Genomic DNA, 16,172 nt, shown 5'->3' on the forward strand with positions numbered 1-16,172 from the left:
TAAATTTTAAAGCGACCCAGTCTTCCCGTTCTTTATAATCATTGTATTCCATCCCGTACTTTTCACATTCCTTTTTGATCACGGGAATATCTTTTGAATAGAATCCGCTGAGATAGAGTTCCCCGCCCTCATTAAGGCTGTTATTGTAGGTTTCCATATCCTCCAGCAAAATATTCCTGTTAATATTGGCAATGATCACGTCATAGTGACGACCCTGCAGTAGCTCTGCCCCGCCTTCAAAAGTTTCGATTTTGTGGCAGTCATTACGCTCCACATTCTCCAGCGTATTTTGGTAACACCAGTTGTCTATATCAATGGCATCAAGCTGAGAGGCACCCCGTTTTTCGGCTACAATAGCCAATACTCCGGTGCCGCAACCCATATCCAAAACTTTTTTTCCCTGCAGGTCCTGCTCTAGAAGAAACTCTATCATCATGTGAGTAGTAGCATGATGCCCGGTACCAAATGACATTTTTGGCTCAATCACAATGTCATACTTCACATCTGGCTTGGGGTGAAACGGAGCTCTTACCCCACATTGGTCATTAACAACAATGGGGTGAAAATTCTTTTCCCACTCAATATTCCAGTTTACCTGTTCAATTTCTGTCTGGGTAAAGGAAATATCAAATTCATTAGACTGGAGTATGTGTATTCCCGCCATTGACTCTGCATCATATTCCTCTTTGGGAATGTAAGCAGTAATTCCGTCTTCATTCTCTACAAAGCTTTCAAAGCCTGCCATGCCCAGTTCGGCAATAAGGATCTCTGATGCCGGCTGTAGAGGTTCAATTAAAAATTTAAACTCCAGATAATTCATACTATTCTCTTATTAAAAAGCCTCTACAATCGCTAAGAAGTCTTCGGCTTTAAGGCTCGCACCTCCAATTAGGCCACCGTCCACATCTTCTTTAGCAAATATCTCCTGCGCATTTCCGGGCTTTACGCTGCCTCCATAAAGAATTGCAACATTATTAGCCAGTTCACTTCCAAACTTTTCAGCAATGGTTTTTCTGATAAAAGCATGCATTTCCTGTGCTTGTTCTGGAGAAGCAGTTTCTCCGGTTCCAATTGCCCAAACAGGTTCGTAGGCGATCACTATCTTGTTCCACTGCCCTTCAGAAACATGAAAAATGCCTTTTTCCAACTGACTTTTCACAACGTCAAAATGTTTTTCAGCTTTACGTTCATTCAGTTCCTCTCCGCAGCAAAAGATCACTTCCATATCATTTTCAAGAGCGGCATCAACTTTCTTTGCAAGTAGTGCATCTGTTTCTTTAAAAATGGCACGACGCTCGCTATGACCAAGAATAACGGTTTTCACACCTATACTGGTAAGCATAGACGCAGATACCTCGCCGGTATAAGCCCCATCACTATTCTCATTCATGTTTTGTGCAGCAACATCTATAGACGAATCTCTCAAAGATTCAAATGCGTGGTGTAGATTTGTGAAAGAAGGCGCCACGATAACGCGCACGTCCTGATCTTTTTTATATGATTTTTTGATGTTTGACAGCAAATCTTCGGTTTGCGCCAAATCATTGTTCATTTTCCAGTTTCCGGCAACTATTTTGTCTCTCATAATGGTTGTTTTAGGGGTAAATAAGTATTTGTAATTAATAGATTGGCCGAAATTTTTCTCATTGCCCGGCCTGAACTACAAATATAACATTGCCACGGCTAAGAACCTGCGGAAAAACGAGAAAAAGCATAAAAATAAGGTGTCAAAAATGCCTTTTTTAGCCCTCTTTTTTCTTCGGAAACAATTCGGAATATTTCGAATGAACTAACTTCGGAAAATAAATACTTCAGAAAATACCCTTCAAAAATGCCATTTTTGGAACCCTCTAAAACTGAAGTTTTTCAGCATCACTCCAGTGCAGCTTTTCTACAATAGTTCCTTTGTGAAGCTTCACCAGGCCGGGATTGCTCCGGATTATTGTTTTAAGTGCAGTTTCATCGCTGAAATACCAGTCAAGATCAAGATTGTATTTCTCATTTATTTGCTCCTTGAGCTCCTCCCCTGAAGCCGAAAGGCCTATCACCCTGTAGCCATTGCTGCGGGCACGCTCTACTACTGCATCGAGCTGCTGTAAGCCGGGGGCTTCGCTGCGCCTAAGACTGTAAGCCACAACCATAAGCAGTTTATCTTCAGCCAGAAGGGAAGAAATATGGTTTTCGCCGTCTTTTTCAATAGAAAAATCGTGAATTGGCGGCTCATAACCTTTTTGCACGAGCTGGGTTTCTACCTCGAGAAACTCCCCGTCCACATTGGGATAAGATCCCTGAGTTGTAAAAACCTTCTCTTCGCCGTTTACGCGGAACTTCCAGTTATAATCATAAACCGCCTGGGGCGCACCCTGCGGTACGGTCATGGCCTGGGCAATATTTGTACCTTCCTTATAAGCCCTGAAATCCAAGACTGGCAGGTGCATCAAAACATAATAGGCAAAAATGAAACACAGCATAAAACTCAAAAACACGATCCATCTATGAGATGCCCGGGCAAAATAGTGTGTAAGGTACTTCCTGTTGAAAAACAGGATAAGAATAAGCACCAGCAGTATCATATCCTTATAAAATGACTGCCAGGGCGTGAGAGGAATTGCATCGCCAAAGCAACCACAATCGGTCACCTTATTGTAGTAGGCGGAGTAAAAAGTGAGAAAGCCAAAGAAGATCACCATAAGCAGCAGTGCCCAGGTAGTAAATTTTGGCAGGTAGCCAATGAGCAGCATAATGCCCAGTACAAGTTCAAATACCACCACCAGAATGGCGATGATAAGTGCAAAGGGCGCTAAAAATTCAAGATCGAGTACCGAAGGGCTAAAATACTCTTCCAGTTTGAATGAAAAACCTATAGGGTCATTCAGCTTTACAAATCCGGAGAAAATGAACAAGAGTCCGACTATCCAACGGGAAACCTCTACCAGAATTTTCATAGTATATTGCTTAAGTTTGGCTTAATTCGCTTTTTTCATGAATGTGTATAAGGGCAAAAACTGCGTAGTTGATCATGTCTTCATAATTTGCTGCTATGCCTTCGCTCACGAGTGTTTTACCTTTATTATCTTCAATTTGTTTAATGCGAAGCACTTTTTGAAGAATAAGATCGGTAAAAGAACTTACCCGCATATCGCGCCAGGCTTCGCCATAATCGTGATTTTTATTTTCCATGAGCTGCTTTGTACGGGCGGTAGTGCGCACATAAAGCTCCTCGACCTCCTCATTTGAAAGATCGGGCTGGAGGGCAACTCCTTTTTCAAGCTGAATCAAAGCCATCACCGAATAATTGATGATGCCAATAAACTCTGGCACCTCACCTTCATCTACTTTACGCACTTCATTTTCCTGAAGCCCCCGAATTCGCTGTGCTTTTATAAAAATTTGATCTGTAAGGGAAGGAAGCCTTAAAATACGCCATGCACAGCCATAATCTTTCATTTTTTTAAGGAAGAGACTGCGGCATTCGGCGATCACAGCATCATATTGGGCGGAAGTATCCTTCATAGAAACGGGTAATTTGTGTAAATTTCGCTGATTTTATTCTATTCGTCAAAGTTAATTTTTCCAACCAAAAAACAGCAATTTTTAAGATGTATATCAACTGTAAAGGCCGCCTTATAGATCTCTCTGTTCCAAAAGTTATGGGAATCCTCAACATTACTCCCGATTCGTTCTATGATGGAGGACGCCGCACAAGCCTCGAGGAACACCTGGCACAGACAGAGAAAATGCTGCTTGAGGGAGCCGATTTCATAGATATAGGTTCCTATAGCAGCAGGCCCGGCGCCGAAGATATTTCGGAGGAAGAAGAACTTCAGCGAATACTTCCGGTAGTAGAAGCCCTGGTAGAGAAATTTCCAGACATTATTATTTCTATAGATACCTTCCGAAGTGAAGTGGCTCGACAAAGTGTTGAAGCCGGAGCAGCCATTATCAACGATATTTCCGCAGGAAACCTTGACGATAAAATGATGGAAACGGTAGCGCAACTACAGGTACCTTATATCATGATGCACATGAGAGGTAATCCTAAAACCATGAAAGACCTGAACCAGTACGAAGATCTTACTCAGGACGTTCTCTCATATTTTTCTGAAAAAATTGACCTGGCGAGACAGCTGGGCATCAATGACCTAATTATAGATCCGGGGTTCGGATTTTCTAAGAATGTAACACAGAATTTTGAATTACTGTCTCATCTGGAATTATTCGAAAACCTGAATTTGCCGCTTTTATCTGGCCTCTCCCGGAAATCACTTATCTACAAAACTTTTAATACCACACCCCAAGAAGCCCTTAACGGCACTACTGTTCTCAACACAGTATCTTTGATGAAAGGAGCTCACATTCTTAGGGTGCATGACGTAAAAGAAGCGGTAGAATGTGTGAAATTGATTGAGCGGCTGAAAAACTAGTTTATAATTTTTTACATTTACCAAAAAGCACGCCCACTTGGACTTTCTCGATCTACGTATTCTCGATATTGTTGATATCATTTTTATTGCAGCCTTGCTGTACTACATCTACAAGTTGGTTAAGGGCACGGTAGCCGTCAATATTTTTATTGGAATTGTGATCATTTACTTTGTTGGCAAACTCACCCAATTGCTGCGCATGGAAATGCTTAGCAGTGTATTGGGGGAATTTATCGGCGTGGGAATGTTTGCCCTTATCGTGGTTTTTCAGCAGGAGATCAGGAAATTCCTGCTCATGATTGGCTCTACAAACTTTGCCAGAAGAAGGCGCTTTTTACAAACTTTAAAGCTGATCAAGGACGACCTCGAAACGCCCAATGATGTTGAGGCAATTGTAAAAGCCTGTGAAAACATGGGAAAAACAAACACCGGGGCTCTAATTGTGATACAGAGAAATACCAGCCTGGACTTTATAAAACAAAGCGGGGACCCCATGAAGATCCTGGTCAACCAGCCCATAATTGAATCTATTTTTTACAAGAATAGTATTCTACATGACGGGGCTTTGGTCATTGAAGACAATTACATTACCGCTACAAGGGTGATTCTACCCGTTTCAAATGACCGCACCATACCACTACGATTCGGATTAAGACACCGAGCAGCTGTTGGTATTACTGAAAAAACAGATGCCCTGGCCCTGGTAGTAAGTGAAGAAACAGGACAGATCTCTTATATCAAGGATGGTGAGTTTGTGATGTACGAAGATCGCGAAGACCTCATCCAGAAATTAAAGGCAGACCTTGTTTAAAGGCTTTGTTCTTCCTGCATAAATTGCACCTCATACAGGTTCTTGTAGTATCCATTTTCTTTCTTTAACAGTTGAGCATGAGTGCCCATCTCCACTATTTTCCCGGCATCCATTACCAGGATCTTATCGGCTTTTTTCACTGTAGCCAGCCTGTGGGCAATCACGATGGAAGTACGGCCCTGGGTGATCTTTAACGTAGCATCCTGTATGAGTTGTTCGCTATAAGAATCGACTGAAGAAGTAGCCTCATCCAGCACCAGAATACTCGGGTTGCTCACGTAGGCTCTCAAAAATGCGATTAATTGACGTTGACCTGAAGAGAGCATTACCCCGCGCTCCTTCACATTATAATCATACCCCCCCGGAAGACTGGCAATAAAATTGTCGACACCAATATCTTTGGCTGCCTGTATTACCGTTTCCTTTGTAATATTGGGATCGTTTAGGGTGATATTGTTAAGGATGGTATCAGCAAAAAGAAAAACATCCTGCAGTACAATCGCGATTTCCCCTCTAAGGGATTTCAGGGTCATATCCTTAACATCTATACCATCGATAAGAATGTGCCCGCTGGAAATTTCGTAGGAACGATTCAGCAGGTTAATTATAGTAGATTTTCCAGCCCCTGTAGCTCCTACAATTGCAACTGTTTCACCGGTTTCTGCCTTAAAAGAGACTCCTTTTAGCACCTCTTCATCACCCACGTAGCTAAATCTAACATCTTTAAATTCAATTTCTCCTTTTAAATGATTTACAGCAATTTTACCGTTATCGGGAATAGAAGATTGAGTATCGAGCACGCCAAAAACCCTGTTTGCGGCTACCATTCCCATTTGAAGGGTATTGAACTTATCGGCAATTTGTCTCAAAGGTCTAAAAAGCATTTGGCTTAACTCAACGAAGGCCACTATTACCCCCAGGGTAATAGCTTCACTGCCTTCAACAACTCTTAGCCCTCCATACCACACAATTAAACCTATGGTGATAGAAGTGGCCATTTCGGCAATGGGAAAGAATATGGAGTTATACCACACAGTTTTAACCCAGCCTTTACGGTGTTTATCGTTGATCTCTTTAAAATTCTCGTATTCTTTTTCCTCCCGGGTAAAGAGCTGCACGATCTTCATTCCTGTAATTCGCTCCTGCACAAAAGTGTTAAGGTTTGCTACCTGCGTACGCACTTCTTCAAAAGCCAGCTTCATCTTCTTTTGAAAAACCCTTGTCGCATAGAGGATAAATGGCAGTACCACAAGTACCAAAAGTGTGAGCCTCCAGCTTTGATAGAACATAAAAGCCAGGATAACTGTCATTTTTAAGAGGTCACTAATAATCATGAACAGCCCTTCACTAAAGATGCTCGCGATAGTCTCGATATCGCTCACCGCCCTGGTTACAAGACGCCCCACAGCAGAGTTGTCAAAATACTTCATCTTAAACTGAAGCATGTGCTTAAAGAGGTTCACCCTTAGATCGCGAATTACCTCCTGCCCCAGCCAGTTGGCGAAATAAATAAAACAAAACTGGAAAAGTACCTCGAGCACCAGCACTCCCAGCATGAGACTTATATAAAAGAAAAGCTGATCATTATCTTGTGGCACTATAGAATTATCTATAGTAAGCTGCAATAAATAAGGCCGCATCACCCCCAGGAAGGAGAGCAAAATAGCGGCTATAGCTACAAAATAGAAGGCGCCTTTGTAGGCGAAGGCATAATTAAGCAATCGCTTAAATAATCTAAAATCGAAAGCATTTCCTGTTGTTGCTGCCATTAAATCAAAATACTTTCAGGATACACGATCCTGGTTAAATATAATCCGTGCGCAGGCACCGAAGCTCCGGCCTTGCTTCTGTTTTCACTTTTAATTACCTGATGCATATCTTCTATTTCGCGTTTGGCCAATCCTATCTCTACCAGAGTACCTACAATAGCCCTCACCATATTCCGAAGAAAACGATCTGCAGTAATATGAAATATCAACAGGTTATCCCGTTGTTCCCACTCTGCTCTTGTTATCGTGCAGTTGTAGGTAAAAACATCGGTCCTGGACCTGGAAAAACACTTAAAATTTGTGTACTCCAATAATATCTGCGCAGCTGCATTCATATCTTCCACATTAAGTTCTTTCTGTAAAAAATACGCTGTCTCTCTTTCAAACACATTCTTTTTGGTGGTAACATGATATTCATAAGAACGGGCTACAGCATCAAAGCGCGCATGAGCATCGGGGCGTACAGCAACGAGATCTCTAACCGCAATATCGTTTGGCAACAGCGAATTAATCCTGAAGATGAATTCCTGCCCCAGGATAGCTTCGGTATCAAAATGTGCAAAGATTTGCTTTGCATGCACTCCCGCATCTGTTCTTCCGGCACCCAGCACTTCAATTTTTTCCTGAAGCAGGGTGCTTAAGGAATTTTCTATTACCTCCTGCACGGTTATCGCCGTAGGCTGTCGTTGCCAGCCGTGGTAGGCTTTTCCGAAGAATTCCAGCTCCAAAAAATATCTCAACCTAAATTTTTACTTTTGCAAATTAAAGAAACAAAGATAAGCCATTAAAGGCAACTGCTCATTCTTCCCGGCGGTAGATTATTAATCTTGTTATAATTATTCCCTATGAAAAAGATCTTACTACTAAGTGACACCCATGGTTATCTTGATGACCGCATCCTGAAATATGCTGCTGAAGCTGATGAGTTGTGGCATGCAGGAGATATTGGCACACTGCAGGTAAGCGATTCTCTAAAAAAAGTAAAACCACTAAAAGCCGTATACGGGAATATAGATGGCGGGGGCATAAGAAAGGAATTCCCCCTAAACAACCGGTTTATATGTGAAGAAGTAGATGTGTGGATTACGCATATTGGGGGCTACCCCGGCCGTTACTCCCCTGCAGTTAAAGAAGAGATCAAAGCCAACCCACCCCGGATCTTTATCAGCGGGCATTCCCATATTTTAAAAGTGATGAACGACAAGAAGCTCGGTTTACTTCACATGAACCCCGGCGCAGCAGGAAAACAGGGTTTTCACCAGGTAAGAACAATGCTAAGATTCAAGATTGACGGGAAGGATATCAAAGATCTTGAGGTGATTGAACTGGGGAAAAAAGTAGTGAGCAGTGATCGGTGATCAGCAGCTAATAGTTATTGATTAGTAGTTGATAGATCTGTTAATTGAGAATACTGCTTCAGGAATACCTGCCAAAAATGCCATTTTTGGAATCTTATATTCTTTAAGCCTGAAACCAAAAAACCCGGAGCTTTCACTCCGGGTTTTTACGCACTAATACTACTAAGATGAAAGGTTTATCGCAGTCGGTCTACAGATTTTACAAGATCTTCATCCTTTTTTATAGCCTTATTGGCCAGCACTAAAAAAACGATAGAAAATACAGGAGTCAGCATCCCAATACCTTTCTCTGAAACCGAAGTTTCTCCAGATACAGTTAGAGACCAATAGACAAATAATCCTAGTAAAATTAAGTTTAATAAGATATTGACACGCCCCAGCACAAACTGAAGCTTTCTATTTTTAAACAAAAAGATCGTAATTATTGAAAGTAAAGCCGAAAAGAGTGTTAACCCTAAAGCCGAATAAACATCCTCGATGTATACCGGATTTCCAGCCAAATCATTCCACAGTTCAAATATAAAAATAAAACCTGCATTGAAAAGGGCGGCAATTAATAAATAAACTGTCTGAATTCTTTGTAACATTTATCTTCAATAGAGGCACAAAAATAAAAGATTCTTTTTAGAAACCATATTTATAATCTGAAAATAATATCGTATAATTGCAGTATCAATTCGTAACCAATTCAATAAAGGTTACTTAGACTCCAAAAATTTTTTCGATTCTTCCTCGAGAAGGTTAATTAAACCAAAGACCAATTTTATTTAAGAACATTCATGTTTGAAATTTCAGAATTAAAGGCTAAGAAGCTGCCTGAACTTCAGGAAATAGCCAAAACGCTACAGGTACCAAAATACCGTACGCAGAAAAAGCTTGACCTGGTATACAAAATCCTTGATTATCAGGCGGCCAATCCGCAAAAAGTTCAGGAGGTACTGACAGATGAAGAGGGAAAACCTCAATCCCAGGAAGACCAAAATACTGCCAGGAAACAGCGAAAAACCCGCCCCAGAAAAGAAAAATCCAGTACTGCAAAAAATCCAGCAGACCAACGACCGGTCTCTGAGAAAAAAGCAGATCACAAAGGAGAACAAAAAGAAAAGTCACAGGAAGCAAAACCTTCATCTGACAACAGGAATGAGCAGAAAGGAAAGAAAGAAGATTCTTCCCGCCAGCAAACTTCTAAAGATTCTTCTTCGCGAAATCAACAAAAAGACCGCAAAGATACCAGGCAGAAAGATGCACGGGATAACCGCAACCAAAATCGTGACAATACCCGCGACAATAGCAACCGCGACAACAACGGGAACAGAGACAACTCAGGCAACCGCGACAGCGGGAACAGAGATACAGGAAACCGCGATAACAGAAATCGTTATAAAGAACCCGATTACGAGTTTGATGCAATTATAGAAAGTGAAGGAGTACTTGATATCATGCAGGACGGATATGGCTTCCTTAGGTCATCAGACTACATGTACCTCTCTTCTCCAGATGATATTTATGTTTCTCAATCCCAGATAAGATTGTTTGGACTTAAGACCGGTGATACCGTTCTTGGCCAGGTAAGACCTCCAAAAGAGGGAGAGAAATATTTTCCGCTTATCAAGATTAGCAAGATCAATGGTCTTGATCCACAAGTAGTGAGAGACAGGGTTTCTTTTGAACACCTTACTCCACTTTTCCCTCAGGAAAAATTCAACATTGCCGAAAGACAAAGCACAGTTTCTACCAGGGTTATTGACATGTTCTCTCCTATAGGAAAAGGACAAAGAGGAATGATCGTTTCCCAGCCAAAAACAGGTAAAACCATGCTCCTAAAGGATATTGCAAATGCAATTGCCGCAAATCATCCTGAAGTATATCAAATTATCCTGCTTATTGATGAACGTCCTGAAGAGGTAACCGATATGCAGCGTAATGTAAAAGGAGAAGTAATCGCTTCAACTTTTGACAAGGAAGCTCACGAACACGTACGTGTTGCGAACATTGTACTTGAAAAAGCCAAGAGAATGGTAGAATGTGGCCATGATGTAGTGATCCTTCTGGATTCCATCACCCGTTTAGCCAGAGCATACAATACGGTGCAACCTGCCAGCGGAAAAGTACTTTCTGGAGGTGTTGATGCAAATGCGCTTCACAAGCCTAAGAGATTCTTTGGGGCAGCACGAAATATTGAAGGAGGCGGATCTCTTTCAATAATCGCCACAGCACTTACCGAAACAGGTTCTAAAATGGACGAGGTGATCTTTGAAGAATTTAAAGGTACCGGTAACATGGAACTTCAATTAGACAGGAAAATTGCCAATAGAAGAATTTTTCCAGCCATTGACCTTACCTCTTCCAGTACAAGGAGAGATGACATCCTGCTTGACGAGAACACACTTCAAAGAATGTGGGTAATGCGCAAGTATCTGGCCGACATGAACCCTGTGGAAGCCATGGAATTTATCAATGGCCGTATTACACAAACAAAGAACAACGAGGAGTTTTTAATCTCCATGAACGGTTAAGGATCATACCTTCCTAAAATGACAAAATCCGGACATCTTTTGATGCTCCGGATTTTTTTATGGGCTTTGATACCTTGTTGCTACAACTTCTTAGAAAGAACATTTCTCTCCGCTTATAAACACTCCTCCTTACGCAGGAAGAAAATAACATGTCCATGCACTACCATCTCCCTTAACCTATCTTAGAACAGAGGTACAAATGCTTCAGCAGTATCCTTTAATTGAATACCAAAGCTTTCAGAAGTCAATTTAGAGGAGTGAAAAATGTAGAATTTTTCCTGTACAGATTAACTACATTATTTAGCTAGTCCACAACTATTGTTCTTGATCCCAGAAAATGTTTTTGATCCCTTATCATCTCATTTTAAAAAATAAAAAATGCCTTTCGTCTTGACGAAAGGCATTTTTTATATAAATTGAACACTATCTTAATTAAAGCGCAGCTACGTGCTTAGCTAATCTTGATTTAAGATTAGAGGCTTTATTATCATGAATAATGTTTTTCTTCGCTAATTTGTCAATCATAGAAGCTACAGTAGGGTACAAAGTCTCTGCCTCCTCTTTTCCTGCCTCACGTAACTTTTTGATGGCATTCCTGGTAGTTTTATGCTGGTAGCGATTTCTAAGACGTTTTGTCTCGTTGCTACGGATCCTCTTTAACGATGACTTATGATTTGCCATTATACTCTTATTAAATTAATTCTTTTTCTGTAGTCCGTAGGGGAATCGAACCCCTGTTACCAGGATGAAAACCTGGCGTCCTAACCCCTAGACGAACGGACCAATTTACTATTTCAAAGATGGTTTACACGACTTGTAAACCTTTGTAGTCCGTAGGGGAATCGAACCCCTGTTACCAGGATGAAAACCTGGCGTCCTAACCCCTAGACGAACGGACCATTTATTTTCAAATGCGGATGCAAAAATACAACTATTTTTGAATGCCGCAAATGTTGAGGAATTTTTTTTAAAAAAATTAATAAGCCTTTGCAAATAGCACCCTCCCCACCGATGGTTTCCCGGTGAAAACACAAACGCCTTCCTCTTTTTCATTATCAAAAGGGATTAAACGGATGGTAGCCTTTGTAAGTTCTTTGATCCTATTTTCTGTCTCTGCAGTGCCATCCCAATGCGCTGAAATAAACCCTCCCTTTTCCTTAAGCACTTTCTTGAACTCTTCAAAATCGTTAACCTCTGTAATATGTTCGTTACGAAAGGCCTTTGCTTTATTGTGAAGATTCTCCTGAATCTCGGTCATAAGCCCTTTTACCCGCTCTACTACCTCGTTTTGCTGAACAAACTCTTTACTCAGCGTATCTCTTCTTGCTAACTCCACAGAACCCTTTTCAAGATCTTTAGGGCCAATAGCTATTCTTACAGGAACCCCCTGCAGTTCATACTGTGCAAATTTCCAACCTGGCTTTTGAGTATCGCGATCATCGTATTTTACCGAAATTCCCTGGGCCCTAAGATCGGCAGTAAGCTTATTGGCAACTTCCGAAATTTGATCTAATTGCTCCTGCCCTTTGTAAATTGGCACAATTACAACCTGTATTGGCGCCAGGTTTGGAGGCAGCACTAACCCATTATCATCACTATGCGTCATAATCAACGCTCCCATCAATCTTGTAGACACTCCCCATGAAGTAGCCCAAACATGCTCCAGCCCCCCTTCTTTTGTAGCAAATTTCACATCAAATGCCTTAGCGAAGTTCTGCCCCAAGAAGTGAGAAGTCCCGGCTTGTAAGGCTTTTCCATCCTGCATCATTGCTTCTATACAGTAAGTTTCTACAGCCCCTGCAAAACGCTCACTCTCTGTTTTTCTACCCTTTATCACAGGCATTGCCATGAAATTTTCGGCAAATTCTGCATAGATATTATTCATTTGTTCTGTCTCGGCCAATGCCTCAGCCTTAGTGGCGTGTGCGGTGTGACCTTCCTGCCATAAAAATTCGGCTGTACGCAGAAAAAGCCTGGTACGCATCTCCCAGCGCACTACATTGGCCCATTGGTTAACCAGGATGGGCAAATCGCGGTACGACTGTATCCAGCCTTTATAAGTATTCCAGATAATAGCTTCAGATGTTGGCCTTACTACCAGCTCTTCTTCCAGCTTTGCATCAGGATCTACTATTAATTTTCCGGCATTATCGGGATCGTTCTTTAATCGATAATGAGTAACTATAGCACATTCTTTAGCAAAACCTTCAGCATTCTTTTCTTCAGCTTCAAACAGGCTTTTAGGAACAAAGAGCGGGAAATAAGCATTTTGATGTCCTGTTTCCTTAAACATTTTATCAAGTTGTGCCTGCATTTTTTCCCAAATTGCATAACCGTAAGGTTTAATAACCATACAGCCTCTCACGGCAGAATTTTCTGCCAGGTCGGCCTTCACAACCAGTTCGTTATACCATTTTGAGTAATCTTCTTTTCGGGTAGTTAGGTTCTTTGCCATCTCCAGTCTTTTGGCACAAATGTTGTACCTTGTTAGTGAAATAAAGTTAGCGCAAAACTAACTATTTTTATCTTTGTTCAATAAATTATTCAACGTCATGAAACGATACTACAAGCTTTTAAACGTGAGAAGCCTTTTTACAGCACTAGGCGCTCTGTTTTTTTTAGCTTCCTGTAGTTCTTATCAGTATGCCGGCTATGACAACGACGGCATTTACAACTCCTCAGATAATGAAGAGGCGTATACTGCTAATGATTACGAGGAATCTTACGAAGACGCCCTTTATTATAAAAACCTCTTTGGAGAAAAAGCCGCACAGTTTGAAGCTGTTCCTGAAAATGGAGCAATTTTTACTGATGTAGAAACATATTCATCGGGTCAATATGATGAAAATATGTTTGGAGCCGAAGGTTTGGAATATGAACCCGGACGTGCCGCATGGGGAACTGACCCCGATGAGATCGCAGTAAACATTTACAACAACTATCCGTTTTACAGCCCATACCACTATGGTTACGGATTTGGTTATCCGCATTATGCCGGATTATATGATCCATTCTGGGGACCCCGTTACTATCGCTACGGCTTTTATGATCCATTTTACTTCGGACATTCTTACGCCTACCCCTCATGGAGATGGAACATTGGCTGGGGTTACGGCTGGGGTGGATATTATGGTTACGGCCACAGATACTCCCCATACTATCCTTACGGCGGATATTATAACCACTACCGTTCTTATAACACACGTGAAGTGGCTTATAATGCAGGGCGCAGAGACAGCTATTCTAATCGCTACCGGAATACCGAAGCCTCAGAAAGCCGTGTTTCCAGAATTCAGGGATATTCCAACACCCGTAACGTGAGAGCTGCCGCAACGAGATCTAATAATGACAGAACTTATCAAACCCGTTCTACCAGAACAAGATCTACAGTAAGTCGTAGCAGCGATTCATCTGAAAGAAGCTATAGAAGTGCAACCCAACGCAGGTCTACACCTGCTGTAAGAAGTAACACTTCATCAGATTCAAGACCTGCAGTGAGAACAAGTCGTTCTTCAAGAAGCAACAACAGTTCTTACCGGTCTTCTACGCCATCAGTAAGATCTTCTTCAACAGTAAGATCCTCTTCGGCACCTCGAGCCAGTTCATCATCAAGCAGGTCACGTGGCGGCGGTAGATAATTCCCCTAAAACACTTCATAAATGAAAAGATTAATTTTTGCCTTCACAGCCATGATTTCCATGACTGTGGAGGCTCAAAATATAACAGATGCTGTAAGATATTCTACAACAGATCTTAACGGAACAGCACGATATCGGGCCATGAGTGGTGCTTTTGGCGCCCTGGGAGGCGATCTCTCCTCTCTTAATCTGAATCCTGCCGGTTCAGCAGTATTCCTCTCAAGTTTCGCCTCGATTAGTCTCAACGTAGAGAACAGCAACAATGACGTAAGCTTTATGAACGGCTATAATTCCAGTTCCGATTCTAATGTTGATCTTGGGCAGGCCGGAGCCGTTTTTATCTTTAACAATAGAAATGAGAACGCAAACTGGAAAAAGTTTTCCCTCGGTTTTAATTTCAATAAATCTTCAAGTTTCAATAACACCTATTCGGCCAGGGGAAATAACCCCCATTCAATAGACCAGTACTTTCTGGCTTATGCCAATGGCACTCCCGTTGAATACCTTATCCCTTACAGAAATGAATCTGACGGCGAGGCATATGCCAGGCTGGGAGAGACTTTAGGGTTTGGAGCTCAACAGGCCTATTTAGGCCTTTGGGGCGGAGTGATTGGCGTAGATAACCCAAACAACCTTCCAGAATCAGATCCTGCTTTTCTGGAACTCGACTCTTACAGCAGTATCTTATCTCCGGGAACATACGATCAAATTTACAACTATACCGCAACGGGACTAAATGGGAAACTGAGCTTCAATTTCGCTTCTCAATACCAGGATTTTCTGTACCTGGGAATTAACCTGAACTCCCACTTCATCAACTATGAAAGAATGACTTCTATTGATGAAGAAAATCTACAGGCACCCGATGAGTATGTATATTTCGAAGATCAATTAAATACATTAGGATCTGGCTTTAGCCTGCAATTAGGGGCTCTCGCCAAGATAGGAAACAATGTAAGGGCCGGATTAGCCTATGAATCTCCTACCTGGTACACAATTTCTGAAGAAACAAGCCAGTATATCGAGACCGACATTGATTATGTAGAACCTAATATCGTCAACATTTACCCCGATTATAAGTTGCAAACTCCTGCCAGCTACACGGGAAGTTTGGCTTATCTTTTTGGTGCATCGGCACTTATTAGTTTTGATTACACCTATAAGGACTACTCTACCACAAAATTCAAACCTACAGATGACCCTGCTTTTATGGAACAAAACAATATCATCTCCAATGAATTGGGAGGGGCTTCAAAATTTAGACTTGGAGGTGAGTACAGAATTCAGAATTGGAGCCTTAGAGGCGGATACAGGTTTGAAGAAACTCCTTATGCAAATGAACTACCCATGGGAGACCTTGAAGGTTATTCGGCCGGGATTGGATACAGCTTTGGAAGTATCAAAATTGACTTCGCTTACGATCATTCTTCACGCAAAACAAACCCAAAATTATATCAGGCAGGATTAACAGACAGAATGGGAATTTCAAGAGACAATTCAAATTATGTGCTCACCATAGGTTTTGGCTTGTAGCACATAGGTTTTTAATATAGAAAACAGCCTTCGGGCTGTTTTTATTTTTTATACTATTTCAGCCATTGAACTTGCTGCAACAGACTTCCAAAAAAGGGTTTAAATATGTATCTTTGCAAGCTT

General features: G+C 41.5%; 15 protein-coding genes and 2 tRNA genes. 6 read left to right on the top strand and 11 right to left on the bottom strand.

Translation table 11 applies throughout. The features are described from left to right. The 4 genes from prmA to OQ279_RS16040 all read right to left on the bottom strand — a co-directional run. The coding region (gene prmA, locus OQ279_RS16025) for a 50S ribosomal protein L11 methyltransferase (protein WP_266071052.1) at nucleotides 1-820 on the bottom strand (820 nt) is incomplete at its 3' end. Between the two features lie 12 nt (nucleotides 821-832). Beyond that, nucleotides 833-1,585 (bottom strand): triose-phosphate isomerase, encoded by a 753-nt coding sequence (gene tpiA, locus OQ279_RS16030; protein WP_266071053.1) that lies wholly within the window; start codon nucleotides 1,583-1,585, stop codon nucleotides 833-835. Nucleotides 1,586-1,850: 265 nt separating this feature from the next. Beyond that, entirely contained in the window at nucleotides 1,851-2,945 is a 1,095-nt protein-coding gene (locus OQ279_RS16035; RefSeq protein WP_266071054.1) for a BT_3928 family protein, read from the bottom strand. Nucleotides 2,946-2,955: 10 nt separating this feature from the next. Beyond that, entirely contained in the window at nucleotides 2,956-3,513 is a 558-nt protein-coding gene (locus tag OQ279_RS16040) for a DUF1599 domain-containing protein (RefSeq protein WP_266071056.1), read from the bottom strand. Nucleotides 3,514-3,599: 86 nt separating this feature from the next. Here OQ279_RS16040 and folP point away from each other — a divergent pair, with 86 nt between their 5' ends. Both folP and cdaA read left to right on the top strand, forming a co-directional pair. Then, a complete protein-coding gene (gene folP / locus OQ279_RS16045) occupies nucleotides 3,600-4,424 on the top strand; it encodes a dihydropteroate synthase (protein ID WP_266071058.1) in 825 nt (274 codons plus the stop codon). 37 nt (nucleotides 4,425-4,461) lie between these two features. After that, nucleotides 4,462-5,235: a diadenylate cyclase CdaA gene (cdaA, locus tag OQ279_RS16050; protein WP_266071059.1), complete on the top strand. Its 774-nt coding sequence runs from the start codon at nucleotides 4,462-4,464 to the stop codon at nucleotides 5,233-5,235. Here cdaA and OQ279_RS16055 read toward each other — a convergent pair. Both OQ279_RS16055 and truA read right to left on the bottom strand, forming a co-directional pair. Further along, a complete protein-coding gene (locus tag OQ279_RS16055) occupies nucleotides 5,232-7,004 on the bottom strand; it encodes an ABC transporter ATP-binding protein (RefSeq protein WP_266071060.1) in 1,773 nt (590 codons plus the stop codon). The genes cdaA and OQ279_RS16055 overlap by 4 nt on opposite strands. Then, nucleotides 7,004-7,744: a tRNA pseudouridine(38-40) synthase TruA gene (gene truA / locus OQ279_RS16060; protein WP_266071061.1), complete on the bottom strand. Its 741-nt coding sequence runs from the start codon at nucleotides 7,742-7,744 to the stop codon at nucleotides 7,004-7,006. Before truA ends, OQ279_RS16055 begins: the two co-directional genes overlap by 1 nt. A 105-nt stretch (nucleotides 7,745-7,849) precedes the next feature. On the opposite strand from truA, the gene OQ279_RS16065 reads away from it, so the two are divergent. Further along, the gene (locus OQ279_RS16065; protein ID WP_266071062.1) at nucleotides 7,850-8,362 is read left to right on the top strand and encodes a metallophosphoesterase family protein; all 513 of its coding nucleotides are present in this window, start codon (nucleotides 7,850-7,852) and stop codon (nucleotides 8,360-8,362) included. Between the two features lie 176 nt (nucleotides 8,363-8,538). On the opposite strand, the gene OQ279_RS16070 is transcribed toward OQ279_RS16065, so the two are convergent. Continuing rightward, on the bottom strand, nucleotides 8,539-8,949 hold the full coding sequence (locus OQ279_RS16070; RefSeq protein ID WP_266071063.1) for a DUF4293 domain-containing protein: 411 nt from the start codon (nucleotides 8,947-8,949) through the stop codon (nucleotides 8,539-8,541). Nucleotides 8,950-9,141: 192 nt separating this feature from the next. On the opposite strand from OQ279_RS16070, the gene rho reads away from it, so the two are divergent. Next, nucleotides 9,142-10,878: a transcription termination factor Rho gene (gene rho, locus OQ279_RS16075; RefSeq protein WP_266071064.1), complete on the top strand. Its 1,737-nt coding sequence runs from the start codon at nucleotides 9,142-9,144 to the stop codon at nucleotides 10,876-10,878. 432 nt (nucleotides 10,879-11,310) lie between these two features. Here rho and rpsT read toward each other — a convergent pair whose 3' ends face one another. The 4 genes from rpsT to proS form a co-directional block, all read right to left on the bottom strand. After that, on the bottom strand, nucleotides 11,311-11,559 hold the full coding sequence (rpsT, locus tag OQ279_RS16080; RefSeq protein ID WP_266071065.1) for a 30S ribosomal protein S20: 249 nt from the start codon (nucleotides 11,557-11,559) through the stop codon (nucleotides 11,311-11,313). Between the two features lie 30 nt (nucleotides 11,560-11,589). Beyond that, nucleotides 11,590-11,661, bottom strand: a tRNA-Glu gene (locus OQ279_RS16085). Between the two features lie 44 nt (nucleotides 11,662-11,705). Beyond that, nucleotides 11,706-11,777 (bottom strand) — tRNA-Glu (locus tag OQ279_RS16090). A gap of 77 nt (nucleotides 11,778-11,854) precedes the next feature. Next, nucleotides 11,855-13,333 (bottom strand): proline--tRNA ligase, encoded by a 1,479-nt coding sequence (gene proS / locus OQ279_RS16095; RefSeq protein WP_266071066.1) that lies wholly within the window; start codon nucleotides 13,331-13,333, stop codon nucleotides 11,855-11,857. A gap of 97 nt (nucleotides 13,334-13,430) precedes the next feature. Here proS and OQ279_RS16100 point away from each other — a divergent pair, with 97 nt between their 5' ends. Both OQ279_RS16100 and OQ279_RS16105 read left to right on the top strand, forming a co-directional pair. Continuing rightward, nucleotides 13,431-14,516: a hypothetical protein gene (locus OQ279_RS16100; RefSeq protein WP_266071067.1), complete on the top strand. Its 1,086-nt coding sequence runs from the start codon at nucleotides 13,431-13,433 to the stop codon at nucleotides 14,514-14,516. 21 nt (nucleotides 14,517-14,537) lie between these two features. Next, nucleotides 14,538-16,049: an OmpP1/FadL family transporter gene (locus tag OQ279_RS16105; RefSeq protein WP_266071068.1), complete on the top strand. Its 1,512-nt coding sequence runs from the start codon at nucleotides 14,538-14,540 to the stop codon at nucleotides 16,047-16,049. Nucleotides 16,050-16,172 lie beyond the last annotated feature (123 nt).

The sequence above is a fragment of the Salinimicrobium profundisediminis genome (genome assembly GCF_026241755.1).
GTDB classification, from domain to species: Bacteria; Bacteroidota; Bacteroidia; order Flavobacteriales; family Flavobacteriaceae; genus Salinimicrobium; species Salinimicrobium profundisediminis.